Source organism: Sphingomonas cynarae (assembly GCF_039537815.1).
GTDB lineage: Bacteria > Pseudomonadota > Alphaproteobacteria > Sphingomonadales > Sphingomonadaceae > Sphingomonas > Sphingomonas cynarae.
In genome coordinates, this window is sequence record NZ_BAABBF010000003.1 from 389,917 (window position 1) to 412,941 (window position 23,025).

Annotated in this window: 37 protein-coding genes and 1 tRNA gene; 17 read left to right on the plus strand and 21 right to left on the minus strand. The window is 63.7% G+C overall.

Going from position 1 to position 23,025, the window contains the following annotated elements; genetic code table 11:
- Window positions 1–10 precede the first annotated feature (10 nt).
- Entirely contained in the window at window positions 11–406 is a 396-nt protein-coding gene (locus tag ABD719_RS08485; protein WP_344692906.1) for an endonuclease domain-containing protein, read from the plus strand.
- Between the two features lie 77 nt (window positions 407–483).
- Here the strand turns inward: ABD719_RS08485 and ABD719_RS08490 are convergent, their stop codons facing one another.
- On the minus strand, window positions 484–735 hold the full coding sequence (locus ABD719_RS08490; RefSeq protein WP_344692907.1) for a DUF2171 domain-containing protein: 252 nt from the start codon (window positions 733–735) through the stop codon (window positions 484–486).
- 56 nt (window positions 736–791) lie between these two features.
- Here ABD719_RS08490 and ABD719_RS08495 point away from each other — a divergent pair, with 56 nt between their 5' ends.
- The 6 genes from ABD719_RS08495 (at window position 792) to ABD719_RS08515 (ending at window position 5,766) form a co-directional block, all read left to right on the plus strand.
- On the plus strand, window positions 792–992 hold the full coding sequence (locus tag ABD719_RS08495) for a hypothetical protein (protein ID WP_192128270.1): 201 nt from the start codon (window positions 792–794) through the stop codon (window positions 990–992).
- Window positions 989–2,131: an acyltransferase family protein gene (locus ABD719_RS08500; protein WP_344692908.1), complete on the plus strand. Its 1,143-nt coding sequence runs from the start codon at window positions 989–991 to the stop codon at window positions 2,129–2,131. The genes ABD719_RS08495 and ABD719_RS08500 overlap by 4 nt, the downstream gene beginning before the upstream one ends.
- 45 nt (window positions 2,132–2,176) lie before the next feature.
- Complete coding sequence (locus ABD719_RS08505) at window positions 2,177–3,235, plus strand: ribonucleotide-diphosphate reductase subunit beta (RefSeq protein ID WP_192128268.1); 1,059 nt, start codon at window positions 2,177–2,179, stop codon at window positions 3,233–3,235.
- 3 nt (window positions 3,236–3,238) lie between these two features.
- Complete coding sequence (locus ABD719_RS18685; protein WP_425567140.1) at window positions 3,239–3,436, plus strand: AAA family ATPase; 198 nt, start codon at window positions 3,239–3,241, stop codon at window positions 3,434–3,436.
- A 5-nt stretch (window positions 3,437–3,441) separates the two neighbouring features.
- Window positions 3,442–4,884 (plus strand): ATP-dependent nuclease, encoded by a 1,443-nt coding sequence (locus tag ABD719_RS08510; protein ID WP_344692909.1) that lies wholly within the window; start codon window positions 3,442–3,444, stop codon window positions 4,882–4,884.
- A 273-nt stretch (window positions 4,885–5,157) separates the two neighbouring features.
- Window positions 5,158–5,766, plus strand: a complete 609-nt coding sequence (locus ABD719_RS08515; protein ID WP_344692910.1) for a hypothetical protein — start codon at window positions 5,158–5,160, stop codon at window positions 5,764–5,766.
- 48 nt (window positions 5,767–5,814) lie between these two features.
- On the opposite strand, the gene ABD719_RS08520 is transcribed toward ABD719_RS08515, so the two are convergent.
- Together ABD719_RS08520 and ABD719_RS08525 are read right to left on the minus strand one after the other, a co-directional pair.
- The gene (locus ABD719_RS08520; protein ID WP_344693095.1) at window positions 5,815–6,105 is read right to left on the minus strand and encodes an HNH endonuclease family protein; all 291 of its coding nucleotides are present in this window, start codon (window positions 6,103–6,105) and stop codon (window positions 5,815–5,817) included.
- A gap of 153 nt (window positions 6,106–6,258) precedes the next feature.
- Complete coding sequence (locus ABD719_RS08525; protein ID WP_344692911.1) at window positions 6,259–6,909, minus strand: opacity protein; 651 nt, start codon at window positions 6,907–6,909, stop codon at window positions 6,259–6,261.
- A 74-nt stretch (window positions 6,910–6,983) separates the two neighbouring features.
- On the opposite strand from ABD719_RS08525, the gene ABD719_RS08530 reads away from it, so the two are divergent.
- Window positions 6,984–7,139: a hypothetical protein gene (locus ABD719_RS08530; RefSeq protein WP_344692912.1), complete on the plus strand. Its 156-nt coding sequence runs from the start codon at window positions 6,984–6,986 to the stop codon at window positions 7,137–7,139.
- 135 nt (window positions 7,140–7,274) lie between these two features.
- Here the strand turns inward: ABD719_RS08530 and ABD719_RS08535 are convergent, their stop codons facing one another.
- The gene (locus ABD719_RS08535; RefSeq protein ID WP_344692913.1) at window positions 7,275–7,616 is read right to left on the minus strand and encodes a DNA primase; all 342 of its coding nucleotides are present in this window, start codon (window positions 7,614–7,616) and stop codon (window positions 7,275–7,277) included.
- Window positions 7,617–7,673: 57 nt separating this feature from the next.
- On the minus strand, window positions 7,674–8,915 hold the full coding sequence (locus ABD719_RS08540) for a multidrug effflux MFS transporter (protein ID WP_344692914.1): 1,242 nt from the start codon (window positions 8,913–8,915) through the stop codon (window positions 7,674–7,676).
- A gap of 94 nt (window positions 8,916–9,009) precedes the next feature.
- Between ABD719_RS08540 and ABD719_RS08545 the strand changes: the two genes are divergently transcribed.
- A complete protein-coding gene (locus ABD719_RS08545; protein ID WP_344692915.1) occupies window positions 9,010–9,966 on the plus strand; it encodes an isopenicillin N synthase family dioxygenase in 957 nt (318 codons plus the stop codon).
- A gap of 6 nt (window positions 9,967–9,972) precedes the next feature.
- Here the strand turns inward: ABD719_RS08545 and ABD719_RS08550 are convergent, their stop codons facing one another.
- From ABD719_RS08550 to ABD719_RS08565, 4 genes are read right to left on the minus strand one after another with little or no spacing between them, the layout of a single operon-like run.
- Complete coding sequence (locus tag ABD719_RS08550) at window positions 9,973–10,923, minus strand: hypothetical protein (RefSeq protein ID WP_344692916.1); 951 nt, start codon at window positions 10,921–10,923, stop codon at window positions 9,973–9,975.
- Between the two features lie 54 nt (window positions 10,924–10,977).
- Complete coding sequence (locus ABD719_RS08555) at window positions 10,978–11,445, minus strand: hypothetical protein (protein WP_344692917.1); 468 nt, start codon at window positions 11,443–11,445, stop codon at window positions 10,978–10,980.
- Between the two features lie 2 nt (window positions 11,446–11,447).
- Window positions 11,448–12,671, minus strand: a complete 1,224-nt coding sequence (locus ABD719_RS08560) for a M20 metallopeptidase family protein (RefSeq protein ID WP_344692919.1) — start codon at window positions 12,669–12,671, stop codon at window positions 11,448–11,450.
- A 13-nt stretch (window positions 12,672–12,684) separates the two neighbouring features.
- Window positions 12,685–14,343, minus strand: a complete 1,659-nt coding sequence (locus ABD719_RS08565; RefSeq protein ID WP_344692920.1) for a helicase HerA-like domain-containing protein — start codon at window positions 14,341–14,343, stop codon at window positions 12,685–12,687.
- A gap of 104 nt (window positions 14,344–14,447) precedes the next feature.
- On the opposite strand from ABD719_RS08565, the gene cpdR reads away from it, so the two are divergent.
- Together cpdR and ABD719_RS08575 are read left to right on the plus strand one after the other, a co-directional pair.
- The gene (gene cpdR / locus ABD719_RS08570) at window positions 14,448–14,825 is read left to right on the plus strand and encodes a cell cycle two-component system response regulator CpdR (RefSeq protein WP_344692921.1); all 378 of its coding nucleotides are present in this window, start codon (window positions 14,448–14,450) and stop codon (window positions 14,823–14,825) included.
- Between the two features lie 61 nt (window positions 14,826–14,886).
- Window positions 14,887–14,961 (plus strand) — tRNA-Val (locus ABD719_RS08575).
- A 13-nt stretch (window positions 14,962–14,974) separates the two neighbouring features.
- Here ABD719_RS08575 and ABD719_RS08580 read toward each other — a convergent pair.
- From ABD719_RS08580 to ABD719_RS08625, 10 genes are all read right to left on the minus strand, one after another.
- Window positions 14,975–16,312 carry a site-specific integrase gene (locus ABD719_RS08580; protein WP_344692922.1) on the minus strand — a complete coding sequence of 446 codons (1,338 nt, stop codon included), beginning with the start codon at window positions 16,310–16,312 and terminating at the stop codon, window positions 14,975–14,977.
- Between the two features lie 160 nt (window positions 16,313–16,472).
- Window positions 16,473–16,805, minus strand: a complete 333-nt coding sequence (locus tag ABD719_RS08585) for a hypothetical protein (RefSeq protein WP_344692923.1) — start codon at window positions 16,803–16,805, stop codon at window positions 16,473–16,475.
- Window positions 16,805–17,104, minus strand: a complete 300-nt coding sequence (locus ABD719_RS08590) for a hypothetical protein (RefSeq protein ID WP_344692924.1) — start codon at window positions 17,102–17,104, stop codon at window positions 16,805–16,807. Before ABD719_RS08590 ends, ABD719_RS08585 begins: the two co-directional genes overlap by 1 nt.
- Window positions 17,101–17,352, minus strand: a complete 252-nt coding sequence (locus tag ABD719_RS08595; protein WP_344692925.1) for a hypothetical protein — start codon at window positions 17,350–17,352, stop codon at window positions 17,101–17,103. Before ABD719_RS08595 ends, ABD719_RS08590 begins: the two co-directional genes overlap by 4 nt.
- Window positions 17,349–17,615 (minus strand): hypothetical protein, encoded by a 267-nt coding sequence (locus ABD719_RS08600; RefSeq protein ID WP_344692926.1) that lies wholly within the window; start codon window positions 17,613–17,615, stop codon window positions 17,349–17,351. The genes ABD719_RS08595 and ABD719_RS08600 overlap by 4 nt, the downstream gene beginning before the upstream one ends.
- Window positions 17,612–17,902 carry a hypothetical protein gene (locus ABD719_RS08605; protein WP_344692927.1) on the minus strand — a complete coding sequence of 97 codons (291 nt, stop codon included), beginning with the start codon at window positions 17,900–17,902 and terminating at the stop codon, window positions 17,612–17,614. The genes ABD719_RS08600 and ABD719_RS08605 overlap by 4 nt, the downstream gene beginning before the upstream one ends.
- A complete protein-coding gene (locus tag ABD719_RS08610; RefSeq protein WP_344692929.1) occupies window positions 17,899–18,114 on the minus strand; it encodes a hypothetical protein in 216 nt (71 codons plus the stop codon). Before ABD719_RS08610 ends, ABD719_RS08605 begins: the two co-directional genes overlap by 4 nt.
- Window positions 18,111–18,323, minus strand: a complete 213-nt coding sequence (locus tag ABD719_RS08615) for a hypothetical protein (RefSeq protein WP_344692930.1) — start codon at window positions 18,321–18,323, stop codon at window positions 18,111–18,113. The genes ABD719_RS08610 and ABD719_RS08615 overlap by 4 nt, the downstream gene beginning before the upstream one ends.
- On the minus strand, window positions 18,320–18,565 hold the full coding sequence (locus tag ABD719_RS08620) for a hypothetical protein (protein ID WP_344692931.1): 246 nt from the start codon (window positions 18,563–18,565) through the stop codon (window positions 18,320–18,322). Before ABD719_RS08620 ends, ABD719_RS08615 begins: the two co-directional genes overlap by 4 nt.
- A gap of 110 nt (window positions 18,566–18,675) precedes the next feature.
- A complete protein-coding gene (locus ABD719_RS08625) occupies window positions 18,676–19,140 on the minus strand; it encodes a hypothetical protein (RefSeq protein ID WP_344692932.1) in 465 nt (154 codons plus the stop codon).
- A gap of 258 nt (window positions 19,141–19,398) precedes the next feature.
- Between ABD719_RS08625 and ABD719_RS08630 the strand changes: the two genes are divergently transcribed.
- On the plus strand, window positions 19,399–19,596 hold the full coding sequence (locus ABD719_RS08630) for a hypothetical protein (RefSeq protein ID WP_344692933.1): 198 nt from the start codon (window positions 19,399–19,401) through the stop codon (window positions 19,594–19,596).
- A gap of 159 nt (window positions 19,597–19,755) precedes the next feature.
- Here ABD719_RS08630 and ABD719_RS08635 read toward each other — a convergent pair whose 3' ends face one another.
- Together ABD719_RS08635 and ABD719_RS18690 are read right to left on the minus strand one after the other, a co-directional pair.
- The gene (locus ABD719_RS08635; RefSeq protein ID WP_344692934.1) at window positions 19,756–19,971 is read right to left on the minus strand and encodes a hypothetical protein; all 216 of its coding nucleotides are present in this window, start codon (window positions 19,969–19,971) and stop codon (window positions 19,756–19,758) included.
- The gene (locus ABD719_RS18690; RefSeq protein ID WP_425567141.1) at window positions 19,968–20,234 is read right to left on the minus strand and encodes a transcriptional regulator; all 267 of its coding nucleotides are present in this window, start codon (window positions 20,232–20,234) and stop codon (window positions 19,968–19,970) included. Before ABD719_RS18690 ends, ABD719_RS08635 begins: the two co-directional genes overlap by 4 nt.
- A 24-nt stretch (window positions 20,235–20,258) precedes the next feature.
- On the opposite strand from ABD719_RS18690, the gene ABD719_RS08640 reads away from it, so the two are divergent.
- From ABD719_RS08640 to ABD719_RS08660, 5 genes are all read left to right on the plus strand, one after another.
- On the plus strand, window positions 20,259–20,819 hold the full coding sequence (locus ABD719_RS08640) for a helix-turn-helix domain-containing protein (RefSeq protein WP_344692935.1): 561 nt from the start codon (window positions 20,259–20,261) through the stop codon (window positions 20,817–20,819).
- 174 nt (window positions 20,820–20,993) lie between these two features.
- Window positions 20,994–21,245: a hypothetical protein gene (locus ABD719_RS08645; RefSeq protein WP_344692936.1), complete on the plus strand. Its 252-nt coding sequence runs from the start codon at window positions 20,994–20,996 to the stop codon at window positions 21,243–21,245.
- 596 nt (window positions 21,246–21,841) lie between these two features.
- Window positions 21,842–22,189, plus strand: a complete 348-nt coding sequence (locus tag ABD719_RS08650; protein ID WP_344692937.1) for a LexA family transcriptional regulator — start codon at window positions 21,842–21,844, stop codon at window positions 22,187–22,189.
- Window positions 22,190–22,201: 12 nt separating this feature from the next.
- Window positions 22,202–22,384, plus strand: a complete 183-nt coding sequence (locus tag ABD719_RS08655; protein ID WP_344692938.1) for a hypothetical protein — start codon at window positions 22,202–22,204, stop codon at window positions 22,382–22,384.
- Window positions 22,381–23,022, plus strand: a complete 642-nt coding sequence (locus ABD719_RS08660) for a DUF3164 family protein (RefSeq protein WP_344692939.1) — start codon at window positions 22,381–22,383, stop codon at window positions 23,020–23,022. Before ABD719_RS08655 ends, ABD719_RS08660 begins: the two co-directional genes overlap by 4 nt.
- The last annotated feature ends 3 nt before the right edge of the window (window positions 23,023–23,025 follow it).

The window sequence follows — 23,025 nt, forward strand, 5'->3', positions numbered from 1 at the left end:
GCGTGGGAGGGTGAGGGGGAACGCGGATGGCCTGACGAAGCGCCAACTGCTGCCCGCCGACACCACCGCTCATGCCAGAAGCCTGCGCCACGCCGCAACCGAACCGGAAAAACGAATGTGGAATGCCCTCCGCGCGACGTTTCCGAACGGTAAATGGCGCCGACAGGTGCCGATCGGTCGCTACTTCGTCGATTTCTGTTCTCATCAGGCAAGGCTGGTGATCGAGATCGATGGCGACAGCCACGCCAGTATCGACGCTCGCGACGCGATGCGGTCGACTTTTATCGAACGTGAGGGATACCGGATCGTGCGCTTCGCCAATGCCGACGTCATGGCAAATATCGATGGCGTGATCTCGGCAGTGGCGGGCGATCTCGACGTCATCATGCAAAAGGGCCACCCCTGATGGGCGGCCCCCTCACCCTCCCACGACCTGCGGTCGCGGGCCCCTCCCTCTCCCACAAGGGGAGAGGGGGCGACGGATCACTCCGCCTCTTCGAACATGTCCACCGCGTTTTGCGCGGTCGCGGACAGGCGCAGCGTATCGCCCTCGATCTCGGCGACGAGGCCGAGCGGCAGGTAATGATGCGTCCGGCCCTGCCCATCCTCTGTGGAGGGCGAGTCGTTCTTGGTCAGCTTGATGCGGTCGCCGTCGACATGGTCGACGGTGCCGACATGCACGCCGTCCGCACCGATCACTTCGGCATGTTCCTTGATCTGGGTGGCATCGACCATCGTCATTCTCCTCTGAATGGTTCGGCCGCTCAACGCATTACGCGGGCAATGGTCGCATGACATACGGCGTCACGGTGATGTACGCGGTCGCCGCGATCCTGACGCTGACGGGCATCGTGCTGCTCGTCCGGCTGCGCGGGCCGTTGTCGGAACGGCAGGTCTATGCCTATCGCATGATCGGCATCATGGCCGCCGCCGCCGGCATCGTGCTGGCGCTGTCGGCCACCGCGATGTGGCAATGGAGCGTCGAGCCATGACCCTTTCCCCTTTGGCGTCGTCATCCGGGCGCGTCGCGGCCGGCCCGGCGGATACCACGCCGGCGGCGGTGGTCGATGCGATGGCGCGCGGCGACAATCCCGAAACGCGCAAGATCGAATCCTATCCGGCGCTCGACTGGCTCCGCTTCGTCCTCGCCTCGGTCGTGGTGCTGGGGCACGAGGGGATCGCGATGCCCGGCCCCGTCAATGGCGGGCTGGCGGTGGAGGTGTTCCTCGCGCTGTCGGGCTGGCTGATCGGCGGCATCCTGCTGCGCACCACCGCGGCGGAGCTGCCGCGCTTCTTCTACAACCGCTCGACCCGCATCTGGGCGCCCTATCTCGCCACCGCCACGCTGATCTACGGGCTGGCGGCGGTGCGGCAGGGGATCGACGGGAACTGGTTCAAATACCTGTTCTACGACCTGACCTTCACTCACTATACCTTCACCACCTTCCCGCGGGCGCTGACCGAGATGCCGCTGGGCGGCACGGCTGCGCATTTCTGGAGCATCTCGGTCGAGGAGCAGTTCTACCTCGCCGCGCCGATCGTCATGCTGTTCCTGGGGCGTGGGCGCAGCCTCGTCACCTGGGTCCTGATCGCGGCGTTGCTGCTGGTCGCGCAGTCGCAGTTCGCGGCGATCGCGCTCGGCGTCGCCGCGGCGGTCGCGCATCGCCGCTACGGCTTCGCCACGGGGGAACCGGTGCGCCACGCGCTGCTCGGGCTGCTCGCCGTCGCGCTGTTCGCGATCGCCTGGCGGTGGAACGTCCCGCCCGCCCGCGCGCTGTTCGCCTGCGCCGCCGTCGTCGCGCTCACCATTCCGGGGCGACGCGGGCGGTGGGGCGTGCTGTTCGGCGCGCTCTCCTATCCGCTCTACCTCAACCACTGGCTGGGCGGCTTCATGATGCAGGCGGTCGACAAGCTCGTCGTGCCGCTGCCCGATGCGGTGATGAAGGTGACCTCCTATCTGATGGCGGTGGTCGTCGCCTATGTCGCCTGGTTCGTGATCGACCGGCAGGTGATGGCGCGCCGTGGCGGGTGGTACACCCCCGCCCTCGGCCGCGCGTCGCAGGTCACCGCCTATACCCTGTTCGCCATCGGCATCGCCGGCGGCACCATTCTCTGGGCGAACGGACAATGATCCGCCGCCCGCATCCCTTTCCCGCTTTCGTACCGGAGTAATCCCATGTCCCTCCTTCACGCCTCCAAGCAGTACAAGCCCTTCGAATACCCCTGGGCGTTCGAATTCTGGAAGCGCCAGCAGCAGCTCCACTGGCTCCCCGAAGAGGTGCCCTTGGGCGAGGATTGCCGCGACTGGGCGCAGAAGCTGTCCGATCACGAGCGCAACCTGCTCACCCAGATCTTCCGCTTCTTCACCCAGGCGGACGTCGAGGTGCAGGATTGCTACCACGAGAAATACGGCCGCGTGTTCAAGCCGACCGAGATCAAGATGATGCTGACCGCGTTCAGCAACATGGAGACGGTCCACATCGCCGCCTACAGCCACCTGCTCGACACGATCGGGATGCCCGAGAGCGAGTACGGCGCCTTCCTCGAATATGCCGAGATGAAGGAAAAGCATGATTACATGCAGAACTTCGGCGTCGACAACGATCAGGACATCGCCCGCACGCTCGCCATGTTCGGTGGCTTCACCGAGGGGGTGCAGCTCTTCGCCAGCTTCGCGATGCTGATGAACTTCCCGCGCTTCAACAAGATGAAGGGCATGGGCCAGATCGTCACCTGGTCGATCCGCGACGAGAGCCTGCACTGCGAGGGCATCATCAAGATGTTCCACACCTTCTGTCAGGAACGCCAGTGCCTGACCAAGGCGGTGAAGGACGACATCGCCGATGTCTGCCAGACGACGATCCGGCTGGAGGACAATTTCATCGACCTCGCGTTCGAGATGGGTCCGGTCAACGGCATGACGCCGAAGGAGATCAAGAAGTACATCCGCTTCATCGCCGACTGGCGGATGGGCCAGCTGGGCCTGAAGCCGATCTACATGATCGACGAACACCCCCTGCCCTGGCTCGCCCCGATGCTGAACGGCGTCGAGCACGCCAACTTCTTCGAACAGCGCGCCACCGAATATTCGAAGGCCGCGACCAAGGGCCAGTGGAACGACGTGTGGGATTCGTTCGACAAGCGCCAGAAGGCGAAGATCATCATGCCCCCGGCGAACGAGGATCTGAGCGGGATGGGTGATATGTTTTCGCGGGCTGGCGTAGCGGCGGAGTAAAATATGAAGCTAACAAAGATCATAGTCGAAAATTTCAAGGGAATAGTTGTCGCGGAATTGCCACTTCGCGACACTACGGTCTTGGTTGGCACTAATAACTCCGACAAATCTAGCGCTCTTCAAGCAATACATTTTGCCGCACGGGCCATGTACAAGCATCTGAGGCAAATAAGCAGACAACTTTATCTATTGCCGATTTAGAATACTTGCCCACGACTTATTATCGCAGCTTAGGCCACAACTCAACATGGGGAAACCAAAAGGGTTCTCCTCAGAGTAAAGTTACCTTTGACTTTACTGAAGAGAATGGCACTGTAATATCTGCAGGAGTTATTCTGAAATCAGCAAGAAATGAGGGATTGTCGGTCGAACCTTCAATTCCAGCTGGACTTCTTCAAGAATTCAGAAATCGTGATAAGGTTTTTTCCGCTTATATACCAGGAATAGCTGGAATTCCTTTAGAAGAACAAAGACTAACAAAGCGACATATTTACCGCAAAGCCGCCTCTGGTGATAGTAATGTTGTGCTACGCAATATTCTTCTGCAAATTAAAGAAGCTGGGAAGATTGAACTTCTCCAAGAATGTGTGCGTGGAATTTACGGCAACACCACATTTCACGTTGACTTTGATGAAACGCGGGATTTATTCATTTCAGCAGATTTTAGCATAGTGAGACAGGAACGCCGACCACTGGAATTCGCTGGAACCGGATTTCTACACGTTGTTCAACTTTTCTCATATCTTGTTCTTTTTCAGCCCCGGATACTTCTGATTGATGAACCAGAATCACACTTGCATCCGACTTTACAGACAAAATTAGCCAGAGAATTAAGGAAAAGAACATCGCAAGTTGGAACCATTGGCTTGATTACAACCCATAGTCCATTCGTTGCACGAGCATTGCCTCTGGGATCAGGCGTTATTCTAGTAAAGTCTGGTGGTATCACCGAAGCAAATGAGAGCGAGTTAATTAAAAAAGCGCTTGGATGGGGCGCGCTAGACAAACCCATTCTACTCTGTACCGAAGACAGTAAAGCAAATGAGATGTCTGAACTACTAAGGCAAGATGGTGATATTGATAATCTTGTCAGCGTATTTCCGTTTAATGGCGTAGAAACACTTGGACATGCCCCCGTATTAGCCGATTTAAGACGAAAACTTGGTGGTCATCACAAAGTTATTGTTCATCGGGATCGGGACTGCCGATCTGATGATGAAGTTGCGGATTGGCGACAGTCATATACCAATCACGGAATTGAACCATGGGTGACCGATGGCTCAGACATTGAAATGTATTTCTGCTCTCCGCATTATATATCCACTTTATATGGCATCAGCTTTTCCGATGCGGAGGCCGCCATCGAAAGCGTAATAAATACAAATTTGACCAAACTAAAGAGTGAGTTTTTAGAAAAGCGAAAACAAATAAATAAGCGATATGAGAAGACTGGTGGATCTCCTTCATCTGAAACGCTGATGAACGACTGGCATTGGTCAAAATGGGTAAAAGGCAAAACGTTAATTAGCAAAATTCGCGATTGGGCCAAAAATGCGGGCTATGATGAAAAACTAATCGGCCGATCGGACGAAAATATTGTTACAGCAATAGATTTGATTAGACAGTTGTATGTTATAGCTCAAAAATAATAGCGAATATGACAAATTCATAATGATATTATTGCCGATCCTGTTCGTTTTTTACCAAAGATATTTGGTGCTAAATATATCTTCTATTTATAATTGCCATAAGCGATTTTCATAGATTTTGCTAGCTAGCATGGTGCTAAAACCTAATAAGTTGAACCAACTAGCATTACAAGATCATCAAATTTGAGTTAAAACGACTAATTTAACTGCTGTCCTACACGCCAAACCTCCTATAACTGGTTGCGCTCCTAACACCGAAGGGGAGCGACACCGATGAAACCATCCCGCCACGTCATCGCCGGCGACGATGCCGACAACGCCGCCGCGACCGGCCTGCCCGAACCCGCCCTGCCCGCCGCCGCCGCACGCGGCCCCGCCACCGGCCTGCGCCATCGCCACGACGGCTGGACCGCGCAGCGGCAGCGGTTGTTCGTTGCCACGCTCGCCAATACCGGATCGGTGGCGGAGGCGGCGCGGACGGCGGGGATCACCGCCCGTTCCGCCTATCGCCTGCGCAACGATCCGCGCGGCGCCGCCTTCGCGCGGGCGTGGGAGGCGGCGTTACTGACAGCCGCCAGCCGCCTCACCGCCGTCGCGTTCGACCGGGCGATCACCGGCTCCCCCCGCCGGCTGTGGCGCGACGGCGAACTGGTCGCCACGCAGACCGTGCCGTCTGACCAGATGCTGATGTTCCTGCTCCGCCACCTCCAGCCCCGGCTGTTCGCGGCCGATGCCGATATCCGCGTCATGGAGCGGATGCAGGCCGGCTATGGCGACGCGGTCGCGGCGCTGGCGGATGCGCCGGTCGATTGCGACCTGCTCGATCCCGCCGATATCGTCCTCGATGCCTCCGGACCCGGCGGGTCGCCGCACCCCCTGTAGGATGCGACGTTCGTGACTTTCCGGTGTGACTTTCCGTCGCCTTCATTCCTATCGTACCCGCCGTACCGGCGCATGGAAATCGGCGGGCTTGTCCGCGATCCAGCGCAGGAACCGGGCGATGTCGGGATGCGCGCGCAGGGCGGCCGGGTCGGCCAGATCGCGCGCCAGCTCGGCGTTGGTCAGCGTTGCGTGGATCGTGCGGTGGCAGATCGGGTGGACGGGGGCGGTGATCCGGCCGCCCTCGCTCCTGGGCACCAGATGATGCCATTCCACCCTGGCGCCCAGCGGCCGGCCGCACAGCACGCACAGGGGTGGGGCCGTGTGCCGCTCCGCCAGCATCGCGGCGGCGGCCAGCCCGGCCTTGCGCTTCACCCTGCCTGTCATGTCCCTGATATCGGGTGGGAAAGGCCCAACGAAAAGGGCGGGGGCGGCCCGTCGGCCACCCCCGCCCCATCGCGGTCCTGCCAGGGGCGTCACGCGCCCCCGACGGGATCAGAAGTGTGCGACCACACCCGCCTGCGGGCGGAAGCTGTCGGCGTTGCCGAAGGTCGTCACTTCGAAGCGGAAGCGCAGGCCGGAATTGCCGGTCAGGCCGCCCAGACCGATGTCCTTCGGGCCGACTTCGGCGCCGACGCCATAGGTGATCGCGTCGAAATCAGGGCTGTCCTTGCCGAACCGGTCGAAGTTGACCCAACGGTAACCGACCTTGCCGTAGAACAGGCCGCTCTCGCCCGCGCGGAAGCCGAAGCGGCCGGCGGCGCCGTAGCCCCAGTCGATCGCGCCGTCGACGCCCTTGGTCACTTCACCCTCGGCACCGACGAACACCGGGCCCAGCGGCACGTTCACGCCGACGATGCCGGTCACGATCGCGCCGTCCAGCTTGTCGCCGCCCAGCGGAGTGTTGGGGATGCCGTGGCCGACGCGACGGTCGAAGCCTTCCCAGCCGCCCATGACCGCGACGTAGGGCTCCAGGCCGAACGCACGGGTGCCGTCGGGCGCGCGGGCGGTGTCGGCCGACATGCCATCGGTGGTCGTGGTGGTGGTGGTGTCGGTGGTCGTCGTCGTCGTCGACATGTCCTGCGCGAAGGCGGGAACGGCGGCGGTCGAAACGGCCAGCGCGGCGATGAGGGACAGCGTACGCATATTTGGTGGACCTTGATCTGCTATAACAACCGGACCGCGATGGGCGTCACGCCCGGTCCAGGACCGCTCAAATCATGGGCCTGCCGCTTGGTTGCAATGCAACAGTATCGATTGTTGAAGCTGTTTCCGGACTGTGGCCGATTGGCCACGGTATCTGTCGGATGGATGAACGAAGCGCGGCAACATTGGGGCAAAACAACGGTTTCCGCAAGACGCGGCTGCATTCCTGACCCATCCTGATCTCGAATCACCGCATGTTGCATCGCGGTCGCGGGCCGATGCAATCCCGACGCAAAACGACCACCGCGCCGGGGGCGCAGTGGTCGTGCGGGGCCGGTGACCGGCCGGTCGCTGATGCCGGGGTGTTACGGTTTCAGCGCGACGTCGTCGGCGTCGCCCAGTTCCTCGTCGTCAGTGGTGCCGTCGTCGAAGTCCGCCTGCGCATCGTCCTCGTCGATGTCGTCCTCGTCCATCGTCACGCTGGCGTCGGTCTCGCCGACCTCCTCGGAATCCATGTCGAGATCGTCGATCGATTCGTCCGCGCCGTCGTCGTCGCCCAGATCGGGGTCGAGATCGGTCAGCACCAGCCCGTCGGTCGGGCCGTTGCGCGTCGCCTCCAGGATTTCGGCACGCTGGCTCTCGTCATAGCCTTCCTCGTCATACCCGTCGTCGCCGGTGCCCATGCCCGGAATCTGATGACCGCCCATATCCGTTCTCCTTGGATCGATAGGGCGCGAACGGCGCGGACGGGGTGGCGGTTCCGTTCAGCTGCGGAACAGGCGTCCGCGCTCGGTCACGGCGATCGCGGCCAGCGCCAGGACGCCCGCCACCAGGAACCCGGCGATCATCGGCACCGTCGTCCCGTCGAACGCCTGCCCGATCACCGCGCCGATCAGCACGCCCATCGTGATGCTCATGAAGCCCTGCACGCTGGAGGCGGTGCCCGCGATCGCGCCCATATTCTCCATCGCCATCGCCGAGAAATTGGACGCCGCCAGCCCGAAGCACGCCATCGTCAATGCCTGCAGCACCGCGAACACCACCAGCCTGTCCAGCCCCGCCTCCGCCAGCATCAGGTGCAGCGCCGCCAGCGCGATCAGCGCCACCACCGCGCCATGCGCGATCCGCCGCGTGCCCAGCCGCATCACGAACCGCGCGTTGAGCAGGTTCGCCCCCGCCATCGTCGCCGCCGTGCCCGCGAACACCGCCGCCAGCAGTTGCGGGTGCCGGTACACATCGAACATGATCTGCTGGATCGAATTGAGGTATCCGTACAGCGCGCCGGTCAGCAGCGTTGCCGCGGCGGTATAGCCCAGCGACGCCCGGTCGGTCAGCGTCCGCCGCCAGCCCGCCACGATCCGCGCCGGCGCGATCGGCAGCGCCGCCTCCGGCCGCAGCGTCTCGGGCAGTCGCACCGCCACCCAGATCAGCAGCGCGCCCGCGCTGCCCGCCATCACCCAGAAGATCGCGCGCCAGTCGCCGAACAGCAGCACCAGCTGCCCCACGCTCGGCGCCAGGATCGGCACGACCATGAACACCATGAACGCGATCGACATCACCCGTGCCATCGCCCGGCCCTGGTAACAGTCGCGCACCAGTGCGATCGTGCCGATCCGGGTCGCCGCCACGCTGGCCCCCGCCGCCAGCCGCGCCGCGATCAGCAGCGTGAAACTGCCCGCCACCGCCGCCGCGCCGCTCGCCACGACATAGCCGGCGATCGCCCACAGCAGCACGCGCCGCCGCCCGTACCGGTCGACCAGCGGCCCATGGATCAGATGCGCCAGCCCGAACCCGCCCAGGAACGCGGAGACGACGAACTGCCGGCTGTTGGCATCCGCCACGCCCAGCGCCTCGCCGATCGCGGGCAGCGCCGGCAGCATCGCATCGGTGCCCAGCGCGCCCAGCGCCATCAGCGATGCGACCAGCGCCACGAACTCGACGAAGCCGATCGGCGCGCCGGGCAGCGCGCCGGGAAGCATGGGCGTGGGGGTATCCGGATCTTGCATGATCGATCGTCCATAGCTGCCGTCGCCACGCCGCGTAACCCTATCGCCGCGCCGCCGGGATGCTTATGTCGGCCACTTCACCAAGGGATTCCATATGCTCGACACTCAATCCGCGCAGGTGCCCACGCTCAGCCTCGCCGATCAGGAACGCGATCCGGACGGTTTCGCCGCCGCCTTCGGTTCCTCGTTCGAACGCTTCGGTTTCGCGATCGTCGCCGATCACGGCGTGCCGCAGGACCTGATCGACCGCGCCTGGGCGGAAACGCAGGCCCTGTTCGCGCTGCCCGAAGACGAGAAGCGCGGGTACCACGCCCCCGGCGGCGGCGGTGCGCGCGGCTACACCCCGTTCAAGACCGAGATCGCCAAGGGCGCCAGCGCGGTCGACCTCAAGGAGTTCTGGCACGTCGGCCGCGAACTGGCCGCCGGCCACCGCTTCGCCGATGTGATGGCCCCCAATGTCTGGCCGCAGCGGCCGGAGGAGTTCCGCGACACCTTCATCGAACTGTTCGCCGCGTTCGACCGGGCCGGCGACCGGCTGCTCTCGGCGATCGCCCGGCATCTGGGACTGGCTCCCGACTGGTTCGATCCGGCGGTGAAGGACGGCAACAGCGTGTTGCGCCTGCTCCACTATCCACCGATTCCGGTCGATGCGGAGGGGGTGCGTGCGGGCGCGCATGAGGACATCAACCTCATCACCCTGCTGCTGGGCGCGGAGGAAGCCGGCCTCGAACTGCTCGACCGCACCAACGACCGCTGGCTGGCGATCAAGCCGCCGGAAGGCGCGATGGTGGTGAACGTCGGCGACATGCTGCAACGCCTGACCAACCACGTCCTGCCGTCGACCACCCACCGCGTCGTCAACCCGCCGCCCGAACGTCGCGGCCATTCGCGCTATTCGATGCCCTTCTTCCTCCACCCCGCGCCCGATTTCCTGATCGAGACGCTGCCGCAGACGATCACCGCGGAAAACCCGAACCGCTACCCGACCCCGATCACCGCGCACGATTACCTGCACGAACGCCTGGTGGAGATCGGCCTCATCAAGAAGTGAGTCCGGTCAATCGAGGGCGTCGAGGTGCTTGCCCATCGAAAACGGCGCGCGGATATAATCCGCGCGCCAACCGGGCCTTTGGCGGTTCAGCATCTCCGCCTCGATCGCGCCCAGGACGTAGAAGGCGCTTCGTTTCCACATGGAAATTCCCTGCTCGTCGATGGCACGCAGGCTGTTCGCCAACCCCAGCCGACGATCGCGCGCGATGGATGTCAGTGCCGGATCGTCGCGTGATGCCGCTTCGGCAAGAACGATCTCGGTCCAGCGCGCCACACCTTCCTGTCCGGCCTGGAATTCGTAATATTGCCATGCACGCTGGCCGATCGCGTTCTCGGCCAGTCGCCGCGCCCGCCGATATTGCCGGATGGCGGTAGCGGCCGCGGCTGGATCGGGCGCCGCCAGAAATGCACCGGCCGCCGCCGTCATACCGCCGAACGCCGTCGCGACCGTCGGATCGGCGTAAGGGAACGGATAGTTCAATGCCCAGTCCGTCCCGTCACTACCGATCACCGCCCGGATCGATGCCACGGCCGTCGCATATCCCGGCAGGCCGGCCTGATATTGATGAAAGCTCTCGTGCAGCAGCGTCATCTTCCACGCGGCCCTGTCCATATCGAGTGCGGCGGGCGTTCCGATCGCGATCACCTGCATCCCGGGGCTGATATCGAAGCTCGCGGCGAGATCGATCGGCAGGACCCTGCGGCGCGTGACGACGGAACACCCCGTCACCGGGTCCCGCCGCGCCGGGGAAAAGCCGGTCGCGGCCTTGCGGCAGAACAGATGCTCGACCTGCCCGTCGATCACGTCCACCTCGATCGCCGCGCGCTCGAATCCCGGCCAGATCGTTGCGCCATGGGTCATGGCGATGGCACGCACGTCGCGGATCGTCGTTCGTATCTCCGCAGACGGCATGGTCGCCGCGCTTGCCAGCATCACTGCCGCCGTCATGAAGCTCATATGGAAAACTCCCCCCAACCGATTTCACGTGAACGAGGGCCGATATGGTCTACATCATACCATTAATACAGCCGATCCGGAACCTCCTGGATGGCAGAGTGCTTTCACCCGCACCAGATCCTTGTCCCGCCCGAAACCGCGCAGCATCGCCGCCAGCTCCGCCCGCTCCGGCACGAACAGCGCATGGCCCTCCACCGTCACCTGTTCCCGCGTCGCCGGCGCCACCGCCTGCCAGCCATCGGCGGCGTGGAAGCGGAACCCGGCCATGAACTCCACCGTCAACGGCGGCACCGTCCACTGTCCGAACACGGCGGAGCGAAACAACGCCGTTCCCTCACCCGCCGCCGCCACGATGCCCAATGCCGACAATATCGTCCGCGCATCGTCCTCGTACAGCAGCACATCGACATCGGCCACCGTCACCACGGCTCCGTGGAGCGCCACCGCCGCACTGCCGATGATCCACCACGGCTGGCGCGTGTCCGCCAGCGCCTGCGCCACCATCGCCAATGTCGCGCGCATCCTCAGTCGAACCCGCGCTCCAGAAACCGTGCCGCCACCGCGCAATGCATTGCCACGCCGCGCGCCATCACGCGTTCGTCGATCGTCATCCGGGTGTTGTGAAGCGGCGGGTTGGTCGCGGGATCGCTGCCCTCGGGCGCCGCCCCGATGAAGGCGAACGCACCCGGCATCGCCCCCAGCACGTAGGAGAAGTCTTCCGCGCCCATCATCGGCTGCGGCATCGGCGCGAAGCCCGTCGCCCCGAACAGGCCGGTCGCCACCTCGCGCACCAGCGCAGCCCCGCGCGGATCGTTGACGGTGACGGGATAGCCGGTGTCGATCCATGCCTCCGCCGTCGCGCCGTGCGCGGCGGCGATGTTCGTCGCGATCCGGGTCAGCGCGGCGTGCATCGTCGTGCGGGTCGCCTCCGACAAAGTGCGCAGCGTGCCGAGCATCGTCACCTCGCCCGGAATGATATTATGCGCGGAGCCAGCCTCGATTTTCGTGATCGACAGCACCGCCGGGTCGGTCACCGCGATGCCGCGCGCCACGAAGGTCTGCAGCGCGGTCACGATCGCGCACGCCACCGGGATCGGATCGATGCAGTCGTGCGGCATCGCCGCATGGCCGCCCGCGCCGCGCACCACGATATGCACCGTCTCGGCAGAGGCCATGATCGATCCGGGGCGCGTCACCACCACGCCCGACGGCGCATTGGGGGTAATGTGGAGGGCGAAGGCGGCAGCGGGCGCGGGATCGGCCAGCAACCCGTCCTCGATCATGAAGCGGGCGCCGTGATGCCCCTCCTCGCCCGGCTGGAACATGAAGACGACCGTCCCGGCCAGCTCGTCCCGCCGCGCCGCCAGCGCCTTGGCCGCGCCGACCAGCATCGCGGTATGCGAATCATGGCCGCAGGCATGCATCGCCCCGGCGATGGCGCTGGCGAAGGGCAGCCCCGTCTCCTCCATCATCGGCAGCGCGTCCATGTCGCCGCGCAGCAGGACGGTGCGGTGATTGTCGCCCGCCCGCCCCGCACCGCCGCGCAGGATCGCGATCAGCCCGGTGGTCGACGGCCCCTCGCGGAATTCCAGCGGCAGGCCGGCCAGCGCCGCCCTGATCTTGTCGGTGGTGCGCGGGCAGTGCAGCCCGATCTCCGGTTCGGCATGGATCGCGCGGCGCAGCGCCACGACCTCGTCGAACACTTCCTCGCCCGCAGCGGTCCAGCCGCCCATGTCGTCGAGGCTCATCGCATCATCTCCCTCATCCCCGGAACAGCCCGCCCAGCACGCCGCGCGCGATCTGGCCGATCAGGCCGCCGCCCGATGCCGACGAGCGCCGGCGCGATCCGCCGCCGAATATCTGCTTGCCGACCTCGTTGGCCACCTGCCGCCCGATCGAGGACGAGGCGGCGCGTGTCGCCGATGTCGCCATCTTCGCCCACGGGCTGTCCGCCGCCGCGCGGTCGGCCGCCTTTGCCTGCCGGTCCGCCTCACGCTGCGCCGCGATGCGGGCGCGCTCGGCCTCCTTGGCCTGGCGGGCATCTTCCCTGGCCTGCACCGCCGCCGCCTTTTCCGCGTCGCCGGCGGCACGGGTGGCGGCCACGGCAGCGGCAGCCTCCTGCGTCTTGGCGGTGAGCAACTCCTCCGCCGATTCGCGGTCGATCACGGTGTCGTACTTGTCGCCGACCAGATCGGTATCGATCAGCACCCGCCGCTCCGCCGGGGTGACCGGGCCGACCCGGCTGGCGGGCGGCGCGATCAGGGTGCGCTCCACCGGCGAGGGCGAACCATCCGCCTGCAACAACGACACCAGCGCCTCACCCACCTTCAGCTCGGTGATCGCGGTGGCGACATCGACGCCCGGATTGGCGCGGAACGTCTCCGCCGCCGCGCGCACCGCCGCCTGATCGCGCGGGGTGAAGGCCCGCAGCGCATGCTGCACCCGGTTGCCCAGCTGTCCCGCCACCTTGTCGGGGATATCGAGCGGGTTCTGGGTGATGAAATAGATGCCGACCCCCTTCGACCGGATCAGCCGCACGACCTGTTCGATCTTGTCGAGCAGCGCGTCGGGCGCCTCGTCGAACAACAGGTGCGCCTCGTCGAAGAAGAACGCCATCACCGGTTTGTCGGGATCGCCCACCTCGGGCAGCTGTTCGAACAACTCGCTCAGCATCCACAGCAGGAAGGTGGCGTACAGCTTGGGACTGGCCATCAGCTTGTCGGCGGCCAGGATGTTGACGATGCCGCGCCCGCTGTCGTCGGTGCGGATCATATCGTCCAGGTCGAGCGCCGGCTCGCCGAAGAAATGCTCGCCGCCCTGCGTCCGCAATTGCAGCAGCGACCGCTGGATCGCCCCGACGGACTGTTTGGATACGTTGCCGTAGGTCGTCGTCAGTTCCGCTGCCCGGCCCGCGACATGCGCCAGCAACGCCTGCAGATCATCCAGGTCGAGCAGCAGCAGCCCCTCCTGATCGGCGAGGTGGAACGCGATCGCCAACACCCCCTCCTGCACCGTGTTCAGGTCCATCAGCCGCGCCAGCAGCAGCGGCCCCATCTCGCTGACGGTCGCACGAACGGGATGGCCCTGTTCGCCGAACAGGTCCCAGAACTGCACCGGGGTGTCGCGATAGGCCCAGCCGCTATCCCCCACCTCGCCCGCGCGCGTGGCGAAGGCGGCGTGGTTCTTCGCGGTCGCCGATCCCGGCATGGCCAGCCCGGACAGGTCGCCCTTCACGTCCGACACGAAGCTGGGCACCCCCGCGGCGGAGAAGCCCTCGATGATGCGCTGCAACGTCACCGTCTTGCCGGTGCCGGTCGCCCCCGCGATCAGGCCGTGGCGGTTGGCCCGCCGCAGGTCGATCGCCTGCCGCTTGCCGCCGTTGCCGGCATCGCCGGTGCCGATGAAGATCCCGTCCGTCATGGCACCGACCGTAGAACCGGCCGCGTTCGCCGACAACAGGCCCGTTTCGACTGGAAATATTAACCCCCTTGCTCCTAAGCCGCCGGGATGACGAGGTGCGCCCGATGATCCGAATTCTGCTGGCCGAAGACGATCAGGTCATGCGCGAATACCTCACGCGCGCTCTGGAGCGGTCGGGCTACAGCGTCGCGGCGGTCGATCGCGGCACCGCGGCGATCCCGCTGCTGAAATCGGCGACGTTCGATCTGCTGCTGACCGATATCGTCATGCCCGAAATGGACGGCATCGAACTGGCCCAGCGCGCGACCGAGATGGCACCGGGGATGCGGGTGATGTTCATCACCGGCTTCGCCGCCGTCACGCTGAAGGCGGGGGAAGCGATGCCCAACGCCCGTATCCTGTCCAAGCCGTTCCACCTGCGCGAACTGGTGATGGAGGTCGACCGGATGTTCGAGGATAGCCCGATCGACCGGCCGAATTGATCACGATCCGCAAATACCCCTTGCCGCCCCGCACAACCCCGGCTAATGGCCCACCTCCGGCGGGCGTGTAGCTCAGTGGTAGAGCACTGTGTTGACATCGCAGGGGTCGCAAGTTCAATCCTTGCCACGCCCACCAGGACAGCTTGCTGTTATCCGGTCATTTTTTGGTCTCCCACAAAATGACCGGATACAGCGACTTCGGCGCGGTTTCGGCGCAATGCGCCTGGAGCGCGAAGCTCAACCTCCCCCAGAATGTCATTGAGCGCGGTCGCAACCGTGTCGAATCGACCGATCGCGTAAACCTCTGTCGTACTGCCGACCTCGTGGCCCATGAAGCCCTGCAGGTCCCACTTAGCGACGCCGCGGTTCCGCAGGATTGTCGCGAGGCTATGGCGCAGCAGGTACGGCTTCCACTCGCGGCCGGTCGGTAGCTTCAGCCCTGCCAGCATCGTTGACCAGGCGCGGTCGACATCGAGGACGCCGCGGCCGTAGTAATTGACGAGGAAGCCGGCGCCCTTCCGTGCGCTTGGATCAAGGCGCTGATAGTCCGCATATTCGGCGGCCAGCCACTCCCCCAGCACCGGCACGACCGGGACGATCGGGCGGTGCTTGTTCGTCTGCGCGCGGCCGAAAGGATTGAGGTCGAGGCTGGTCGAGCCAGGATACCATTGCTCCCGTTCGGGGGCGACGCTGATATCGACCACGCTGTCAGGCCGGCCGATCGTGCAGAGCGAGGCGACGATGAAGGCGTGCAGCGATGCGCGCTTCTTGTCGACCTCGGCCGCATAGGCGAGCATGTCCGCCAGCACCGGCACGTCGACGCGCACCTTACGCGGCCGCGACACTTGCTTGCGGGGCAGCGGTTTGTAGATCGGCCGCTGTTCCGATCGCGGCGGGTTGGCGTCGGCCGCGTGGTTGAGCGCGGCCGCCACCTGCAGCACCGATTCCTCGGTCGTCGCCGCAGCGCGCGGGCGCGAGGCGGTAACCTCCCCCGCCTTGTTCTTCCACGTCACCGGCTCAGTCTTCGACCATGCACGAAACGCGGTGATGAACGGTGTGCCACACGCGACGGCGCAGCTCGTCTCGAAGCCGAACGCCCCGCCCCGCTCCTCCTGCGCTTCGATGAAGTCGAGGACGTGCTTCAGCCGCGCCTGAATGCTGACGGCCGAAGCCTTCAGATCGCCATGCTCGATGCGATAATCGGCGATCGCGTCCGTCAAGAGATACGCCTGGGCCGAGGCGAGCGGCTGACCGCACGCATAGCAATAGGCGGGCGCTTCGTCGGCATCGCTCAGATACCGCCGGTCGAGGACGCGCTTGGCGTCGTCGACGTTCCCCGTGCCCGTTGAAACGCTTGCTTCGCGTCGCGAGCCGGGGTCGTACCAGAAGACGTACCAACGAGGCGAACGGGCGGTGCCGTCGGCCCGCCGGAGCTTGTCGAGCCAGTATTTTCCTCGCCGATAGACTGGCGTCGCATCACTCTGCACGTGGTCTGTTCTCTCAAAAATTTGGCTTTGGCGTCGTGAAGCAAGTCGATCAGCCCAAGGCTGACAAGCAAATCGAGATCAGCGGCCGTCAGATCGACGCCGCGACCGACTTCGGCCGCACGGCTGACACGCTTGTCGAGGTGGACGATGGAGGGGGCGTTCATAAGTGTACTCCCGGCGCGTGCTTCGCCCGCTCGACGGTACCGATCTCCCTCAGCATTGAATCGCTGCGATCCATCAGGTTGATCATGAGCTGCCCCAACGTCCTATCGATCATGGGCACCCGGGCGCCTGGTTCGACCTGCAAGACCACCAAGCCGATCGCCGTGAAGGCGAGCTGCTCGGTGGCTATCATGACGGCCGCAGCAGCTTCGGCCGTCGACATGCCGCCCGCTTCCATGATGTTTGCGTGCCGGGTCAGCACTTCGGTAAAACGCTCGGTGAGGTGCTTCGCGGCGTCGGACGTCGCCCGCTTAGATGATGCAGACGCCATCAACGGGGTCCCTGCGCGTGCTTTGTGGACAGGCCGGCATCGAGCAGCTCGGCATCCTCCATCGCGTTCCGAAGCAGCCGGATATGCTCCTCGACCTCGTCGCGATCGAGGATGGCGACTACGGAGAGGCCCAGCTTCCCCACGCTTTCGGGGCGGGACATGACAATCGCAGCGAAGTGACCTTCCGGCAGGGCCCTCGTGTGGATCGCCGTCTCGGTCATCGGTATCGAGCATGCGCCCTCAGGGCGGCTATGGGTGGGCGTGATCATCAACGCTGGAACGGTGCGGGCGCGGCTCATACCTGCGGTCCTCTCTGCTGGTGGGCGGCGATCGCCGTCTCGATGTCCATTTGACGGGGGTCGGGGTCGGGCTCGGCCTCGCCGTACCGGACGGCCATCGAGAGCCCGTACCAAGTCTCATGCTTGGTGTGGTCGTGGTGGCGTGCCGCCAGCGCCCGCGCATTGGCGCCAGTCCAGCGTGCCTCGCTGCCGTGGCAGACGACGCAGCCGGCCTGGTGCGCACGGGTGGTGACGGTCGGGCGGCTCACGACGGCGCGGCCCCGTCGCTCTTCGTGCTTTCGCGGATGAATCCGTCGCCCGCGGCGTAACGAATTGCCATGACGCCAGCATGGAACGCCATTTGCATCACATCCGAGCTACGCCCCGAGCGGACATAGGTGCCGGTAATTTCCAGATAGCGAGCCAGCGCTGTTACCAGCGCCTCTTGAACAAGCGTCGTATCGGTGGCCAGCGCCTTGGCGACAAGCTGATCGATCTCGCTGTCCGATGGGTACGAAACCTCGGCCGTCATGACCGCAGCATCCGCACAATATCAGCCGCCTCGGCAATTTCGCCTCGCGCGATCGTCAGCAGCTCTTCGCGATCGGCGCTGTCACAGCCGGCGATGATCGCGCCAATTCGGACGCAATACGAGTGAAGCATTGCCGCCCGCAGGCCGCGCACATCATCGTTGCCGACACCGGCTAAGATGATTCCCTCGATCGCGAGGAGGGCGGTGTCATAACTGCGCGAACGCTCGAAGTGCTGGACAGGGGACAAGCCAGTAAAGAGCGGCGTGTCGGGCAGCTCGCCGTTCACAGCCCCACCCCGACGATCGCCGCCAGCGAGACCAGCGTCGCGTGCGGATTGAGCAGCGCAGATAGCCCGGCCGCTCCCATAAAGCCGGTGAACGCCAGCATCGCGAGGTGGGCGGCGGTAAGCTGCTCGGGCTCGCTCGGGGCGTAGGGCTCGCAGCTGTCGCAGCGGCAATCATACTCGTGCAGCCACGACTGCGCAGGTTCATGCATCATCGACGGGGCTCCCGGTTAGAGAAAACGAGGACGCGAAGCGTTTCCAGCGATGCGATCACCGCGATCAGGACGACGAAGACCGCGCCGAGAGCGAGATTGATTCGGTCGACTGCGGTCAGCCCGAGGGCACAGCCGGCGACCGTCGTCGCCACAATGTGGATCAGCAGCAGCCGGCGGCCCTGCCGGAGCGCCTTAGGATCAGCGCTCATATCTGGACGCCTTCAGCTGCACGGTCGGCCGCCAGTGCAGCCTCGCTCAGCGACTGGCTGCCGCGAGCGAGGTGGAAGAACGCGAGCGCCAGCGACTGGCGACAGGTACGTTCCGGCTCAGGCTTGCGCTGGATATCGGCGATCGCCTCGTTGGAGATCGCCAGCGGCAGCAATATGTCGAGCTGGTCGCGCAGACGCGCGCACTGCTCGGAAAGCGCATGCACATGGGCGGGATCGAACATCAAAAGCCTCGGGCAGCAGAAAACCGTTCCCGAAAGCACGATGCTCGCGGAACGGTGGGTGGTTGGGTCGGTAGTGCAGCAGCCGGGCTGCTATCCCGGGCGGGGCGGGATCATGGCGGGTCGGGTGGTTTGGGCTGTTCGAGCAAGTGAACAACACGGGTCAGAGCCGCAGCTGCCTGCTCGACTTCGCGAGCGGCGTTGCGGCGATCGGCCTCGGTTGCGCCGGGGATCGAAAGGGCAACCAGCGCAGCATGTGCCTCGCCACCCTCACGGATAACATCGACGGTATGCCGCGCGATCTCTGCCTCGCACGCAAAGCGATCAGCACGAGCTGCGCCGAGAAGAAGTCCGTAGGTCTCATAAAGGGGAGCGCCGTCGCCCCCCGCCTGCGCGTAAGCGAGATCCAGCTTCAGCGCGTCCTCGATGCAGAGCCGGTAACGGCTGTCAGGGTCGGACAAGCTGCGCAGATAACTGGCCTCACGGCCGGTGACTTCGGCCGCGCGCTCGACCGTGATGTGACCGAGGACGAGATACAGCGCGTTCTCAATCGTTAGCGGGTGGCGCAGCTTCGTCATGCCCGCCCTGCCAGAAAAACGGGTGCCGACCGTGGCATACGACCGGCACCCAGGCATTTAAGGGAGGACCGCAGACGAGCGTTGAAGAACCGCACGGCGCTCCAGAGAAGGAAAGCGCCTTGCGGGTTATGACCGGTCTGCGAGTGGTCAAAGGGGGTGAGAAGTGATTCTTGGTGAAGCCCTTCGGGGGCCGGACTCGACGCCCGACCCCGTCCGGCTATCGTGTTGTCTCCTACAACGACACGAAGGGCGGAAACTATGTTCTTGGCCGATAACGGCGCGATCGCGCTGCAGCTCGTGCGTGCGCACCTCACGCAACTCCACAAGCGCGAGGAGATCGATCTCCATGACCTTGAGGGCATCCTCCGGTCACAGACGAAAGACTTGCCTATCGACCAATCAGCCGACCTCGACGGCGCGATCGAAATCGTCACGGCGATACGCGACAGCCAATAGCCGGGCATTACCATCGCCCACCGTTGACCTGCGACTCAATCGATCGCCCGTTGCGGCGAACCCGACGCAGATGGGAGGTCGATCGTTCGGCGAAACTCCGCAACCGATGGACGCGATCGGCGCGCCAGAAGTGCATGCCGGTCTGATAGATCGGCGGGGTCATCGCGCCATCCTCGATTCGTTGATGGTGGATGGAGACATCAGCGCCGGCCGGTGCTGGAGGCCCTCGAACAGCATCTCGTACCAGCCGTGCGCGTCGTGATGGTCGCGGCGAAGCGCGCGGATCTCGTGGCGCAGGCGGCGCACGGCCAGCTGCTGGCGGATCGCGACGATCGCGAGCGCAATGAATGCCAGCAAATCGATGGCGGCGTTCACGACGTCGGATCGGTCGTTAGAGCCCACCGAGTCGCCAGAGGTGTCGAGGTTTTATCTCCCCATGGTAGATCAGGACGCAGCTCTTCCTTGGGGACTAAGTGCTCCACTGCCTCGATATGCTCCGCAGGAAGAGGTGTATTGCGCTTGAGCCACAACGACACAGTCGACTGGCGCCGACCGATCAGCCGGCCGAATTCAGACTGCGAGCCAGCCGCGCGAACCGCGCGAGCCAGTGCAGAATCAATGTCGTGCTCGATCGCCATAAGCCGATCTAACGGCTAGTCGTTATGTCCGTCAACAGGCAAATCGATCGAGACGCTAACAACTATTCGTTAGATACCGGAAAAATGACTCTCGGTGCGCGAATTGACCGCAGACGGATCGCCATGGGCATATCCCAAGCCGAACTGGCACGGCGAGTCGGCATCCGCCAAAGCACGATCAATTCCTTAATCAACGGTGATTCACGATCGTCACGATCGATCACGCAAATCGCTCGTGAACTTAGAACAACACCTTCGTACCTTTTGGGTGAAACGGACGATCCTGATGCGAACGCTCCGCCACCATCGGCCCCGCCGATCGCACAATTCGTTACGATGACTGTCGCACTGCCAAATGAGGAGGTGCTGACTCAAATGTTTCTGGCAATGCTGGGATCTGCAATTGATGCGGAACAGCGGCCCTTACAGGGGGTCGAGCTCGCTCGTGATCTCGCCATGCTGCTGCCCAGCGCGCTCGGCAATTTGCGAGCTCCATTGATCGAGCTTCGTTCGGCTGATGCCGATATGCCGCCAGCGCAGCCTGAAGACGATGATGGCGCTGAGCCCGTACGTCGGCGAGCATAGAACATCGCATGCCGCACGGATGGCACCCTTCCTCACATCCCGGCGTCTGCCGAAACATCGTCTCGTTCACGCAGTCTCCTAATTTTCGTTCTTAGTCTGTTCTTTAACATTTCTGTCATTGGGTAACTAGATATGACGCATGATAATCCGGTCGCGCCGCCATCGGAGCAACCCATGGTTCCCACGGCAGCGCACCTCAGCGATGCCGACCAAGCCGTCACAGCAGTGGCCAATTGCATCGCGTCCGTCGCTCTCGGTTTCGCGGAGGCAGGTCAGATTGAGTCGGCTAACAGGATGATGGACATGTTCGAGCAGCTAAATAACCAGCTGCTGCCAGCCGGCCATTACCGTAGCTGGTTGCAGTCCGCAGTGAACGCGCATCGGAGCGGGCTGGAGACGTCGGGGCTGAGCGAAAGCCTTAGCTGATAGCCGGCATCAGCGACCCGGCAGCGCCTATACCCCGTCGTCATGCAAAGCCCTATCTGGCCAGATCGGATATAAACGCGGTAATAATAATGAGTTGACGGCAACGAAGCGTCTTTTAGGTTGTGTGTGTAGCGAATCAGGGAGTATCAAAATGAAAGTTGCGAAGCACCTTGGCATTTCAAAAATCGTGCTGATGAGTGGAGTTATACTGGCTGGGTCAAGCGCCCCGGTATCTGCTCAGAGCGCTAATGCAGTATGTCTAAGGGCTGCATCGGAATATTGCCGTGGTTCATCTGATGCGAACTGCATCGGCAACTTTCGCCAAGAATGTCTCTTTGGTATTTATGGGGAGCCGCCGACGCCTCGTGATCCTTTGCCGGAGGGGCCAAGGGACTGCGAGAACCATCAGGTAACTTGTTCGTAAATTAGTTCGAAGCTGAAGCCCCGTCTTGTCAGTCAAGGCGGGGCTACCTGCTATCAAAGCGTAGCAAATCACTCGTAACACATGACAATTCACGCTATGTTCCCAACAGGGGGTGTTGGGGTCTATGGGGGCATGTGGTGACGCGGAGAAAGAATACAGACTGACGCCAGCGATGGCATCGCGGAAATTACAGGTCGTCAGCTTCGTACAACAGTACATCGCCCGCTGGGGAGCGTGGCCGAGCTACGGCGAGATTGCCGGCGCGATGGGTATCCATCGCGATACCGCCCGCGATGCCGTCCGCCGGGCGGTACGGGACAAGCTCCTCGATCGCGAACCAGGCTCGCGGAAGCCACGAGTCGCGCCGGCCCGCCTGACGGCTACGGAGGCTGTCGGCATACTCGACCAGCTGCGCGCCGCGGGCTTCATCATCCAGCCTCCTGCCTGCGATCCAAGCACACCCACATTCTACCCACTGCCGCTTTCGCCACCCTTCAGGCATCTCCCCGACATCGAATAGGCCGGGGGCTCAATGATCGACGTTGCGCAGTACAAGACCGAGATTTCGCGTATCCCGGGTGACATCCTCGTCGTGCCGCGCTCGCAAATGACGGAGTTGCTTGCCGAGGTGGAAGCGGGTCAGGCCGCCAAGCGGACGCTGCGCCGGATCAGCACGATCGCCAACCTCTCCGCTACCACGGCGATCGCGGCATGAGCGACAAGCCGCACCCGTCCGCGATCGAGTTCGCCGGTGCCTGGTACCTGCGTGACGCCAAGGGATCACTGGTCCCGATCGAGCTGGTGAAGCCGATCGATCTCCTGATGGACGAGCTTGCCCGCGAAACGCTGGCGGAGGCGCACGTCATCTCGAAGATGCTGCACGCCTTTAAAGAGCGCACTTTCGAGCGCATCGGCAGTTTCCGTGCTCTGCTCGCCCAAGAGTACGATGTGACCATCGGGGGCAAAAAGGGCAACATCACGCTTTCGACCTATGACGGTTGCGGACGGTTGCAGATCGCCGTCGCTGATCGGCTGGAGCTGGGCCCCGAGCTGGAGGTCGCCAAGGGACTGATCGACGAATGCTTGCGCGAGTGGTCGGCCGACAGCCATGTCGCAATCCGTGCGCTGGTCGATCGGGTCTTCGCGGTCGATAAGGAAGGGCAGATCAGCCACACCGGCATCTTCATGCTGCTTCGCCTGACCGGGATCGACGACGATCGTTGGCTGCGCGCCATGCAGGCGCTGCGTGATTCGATGCGCGTGATGGGATCGCGTACCTATACGCGCTTCTACGATCGGCCGGCGCCCGATGCGGCCTGGCGCGGCGTGCCGCTCGACATCGCGAACGCCTGACGC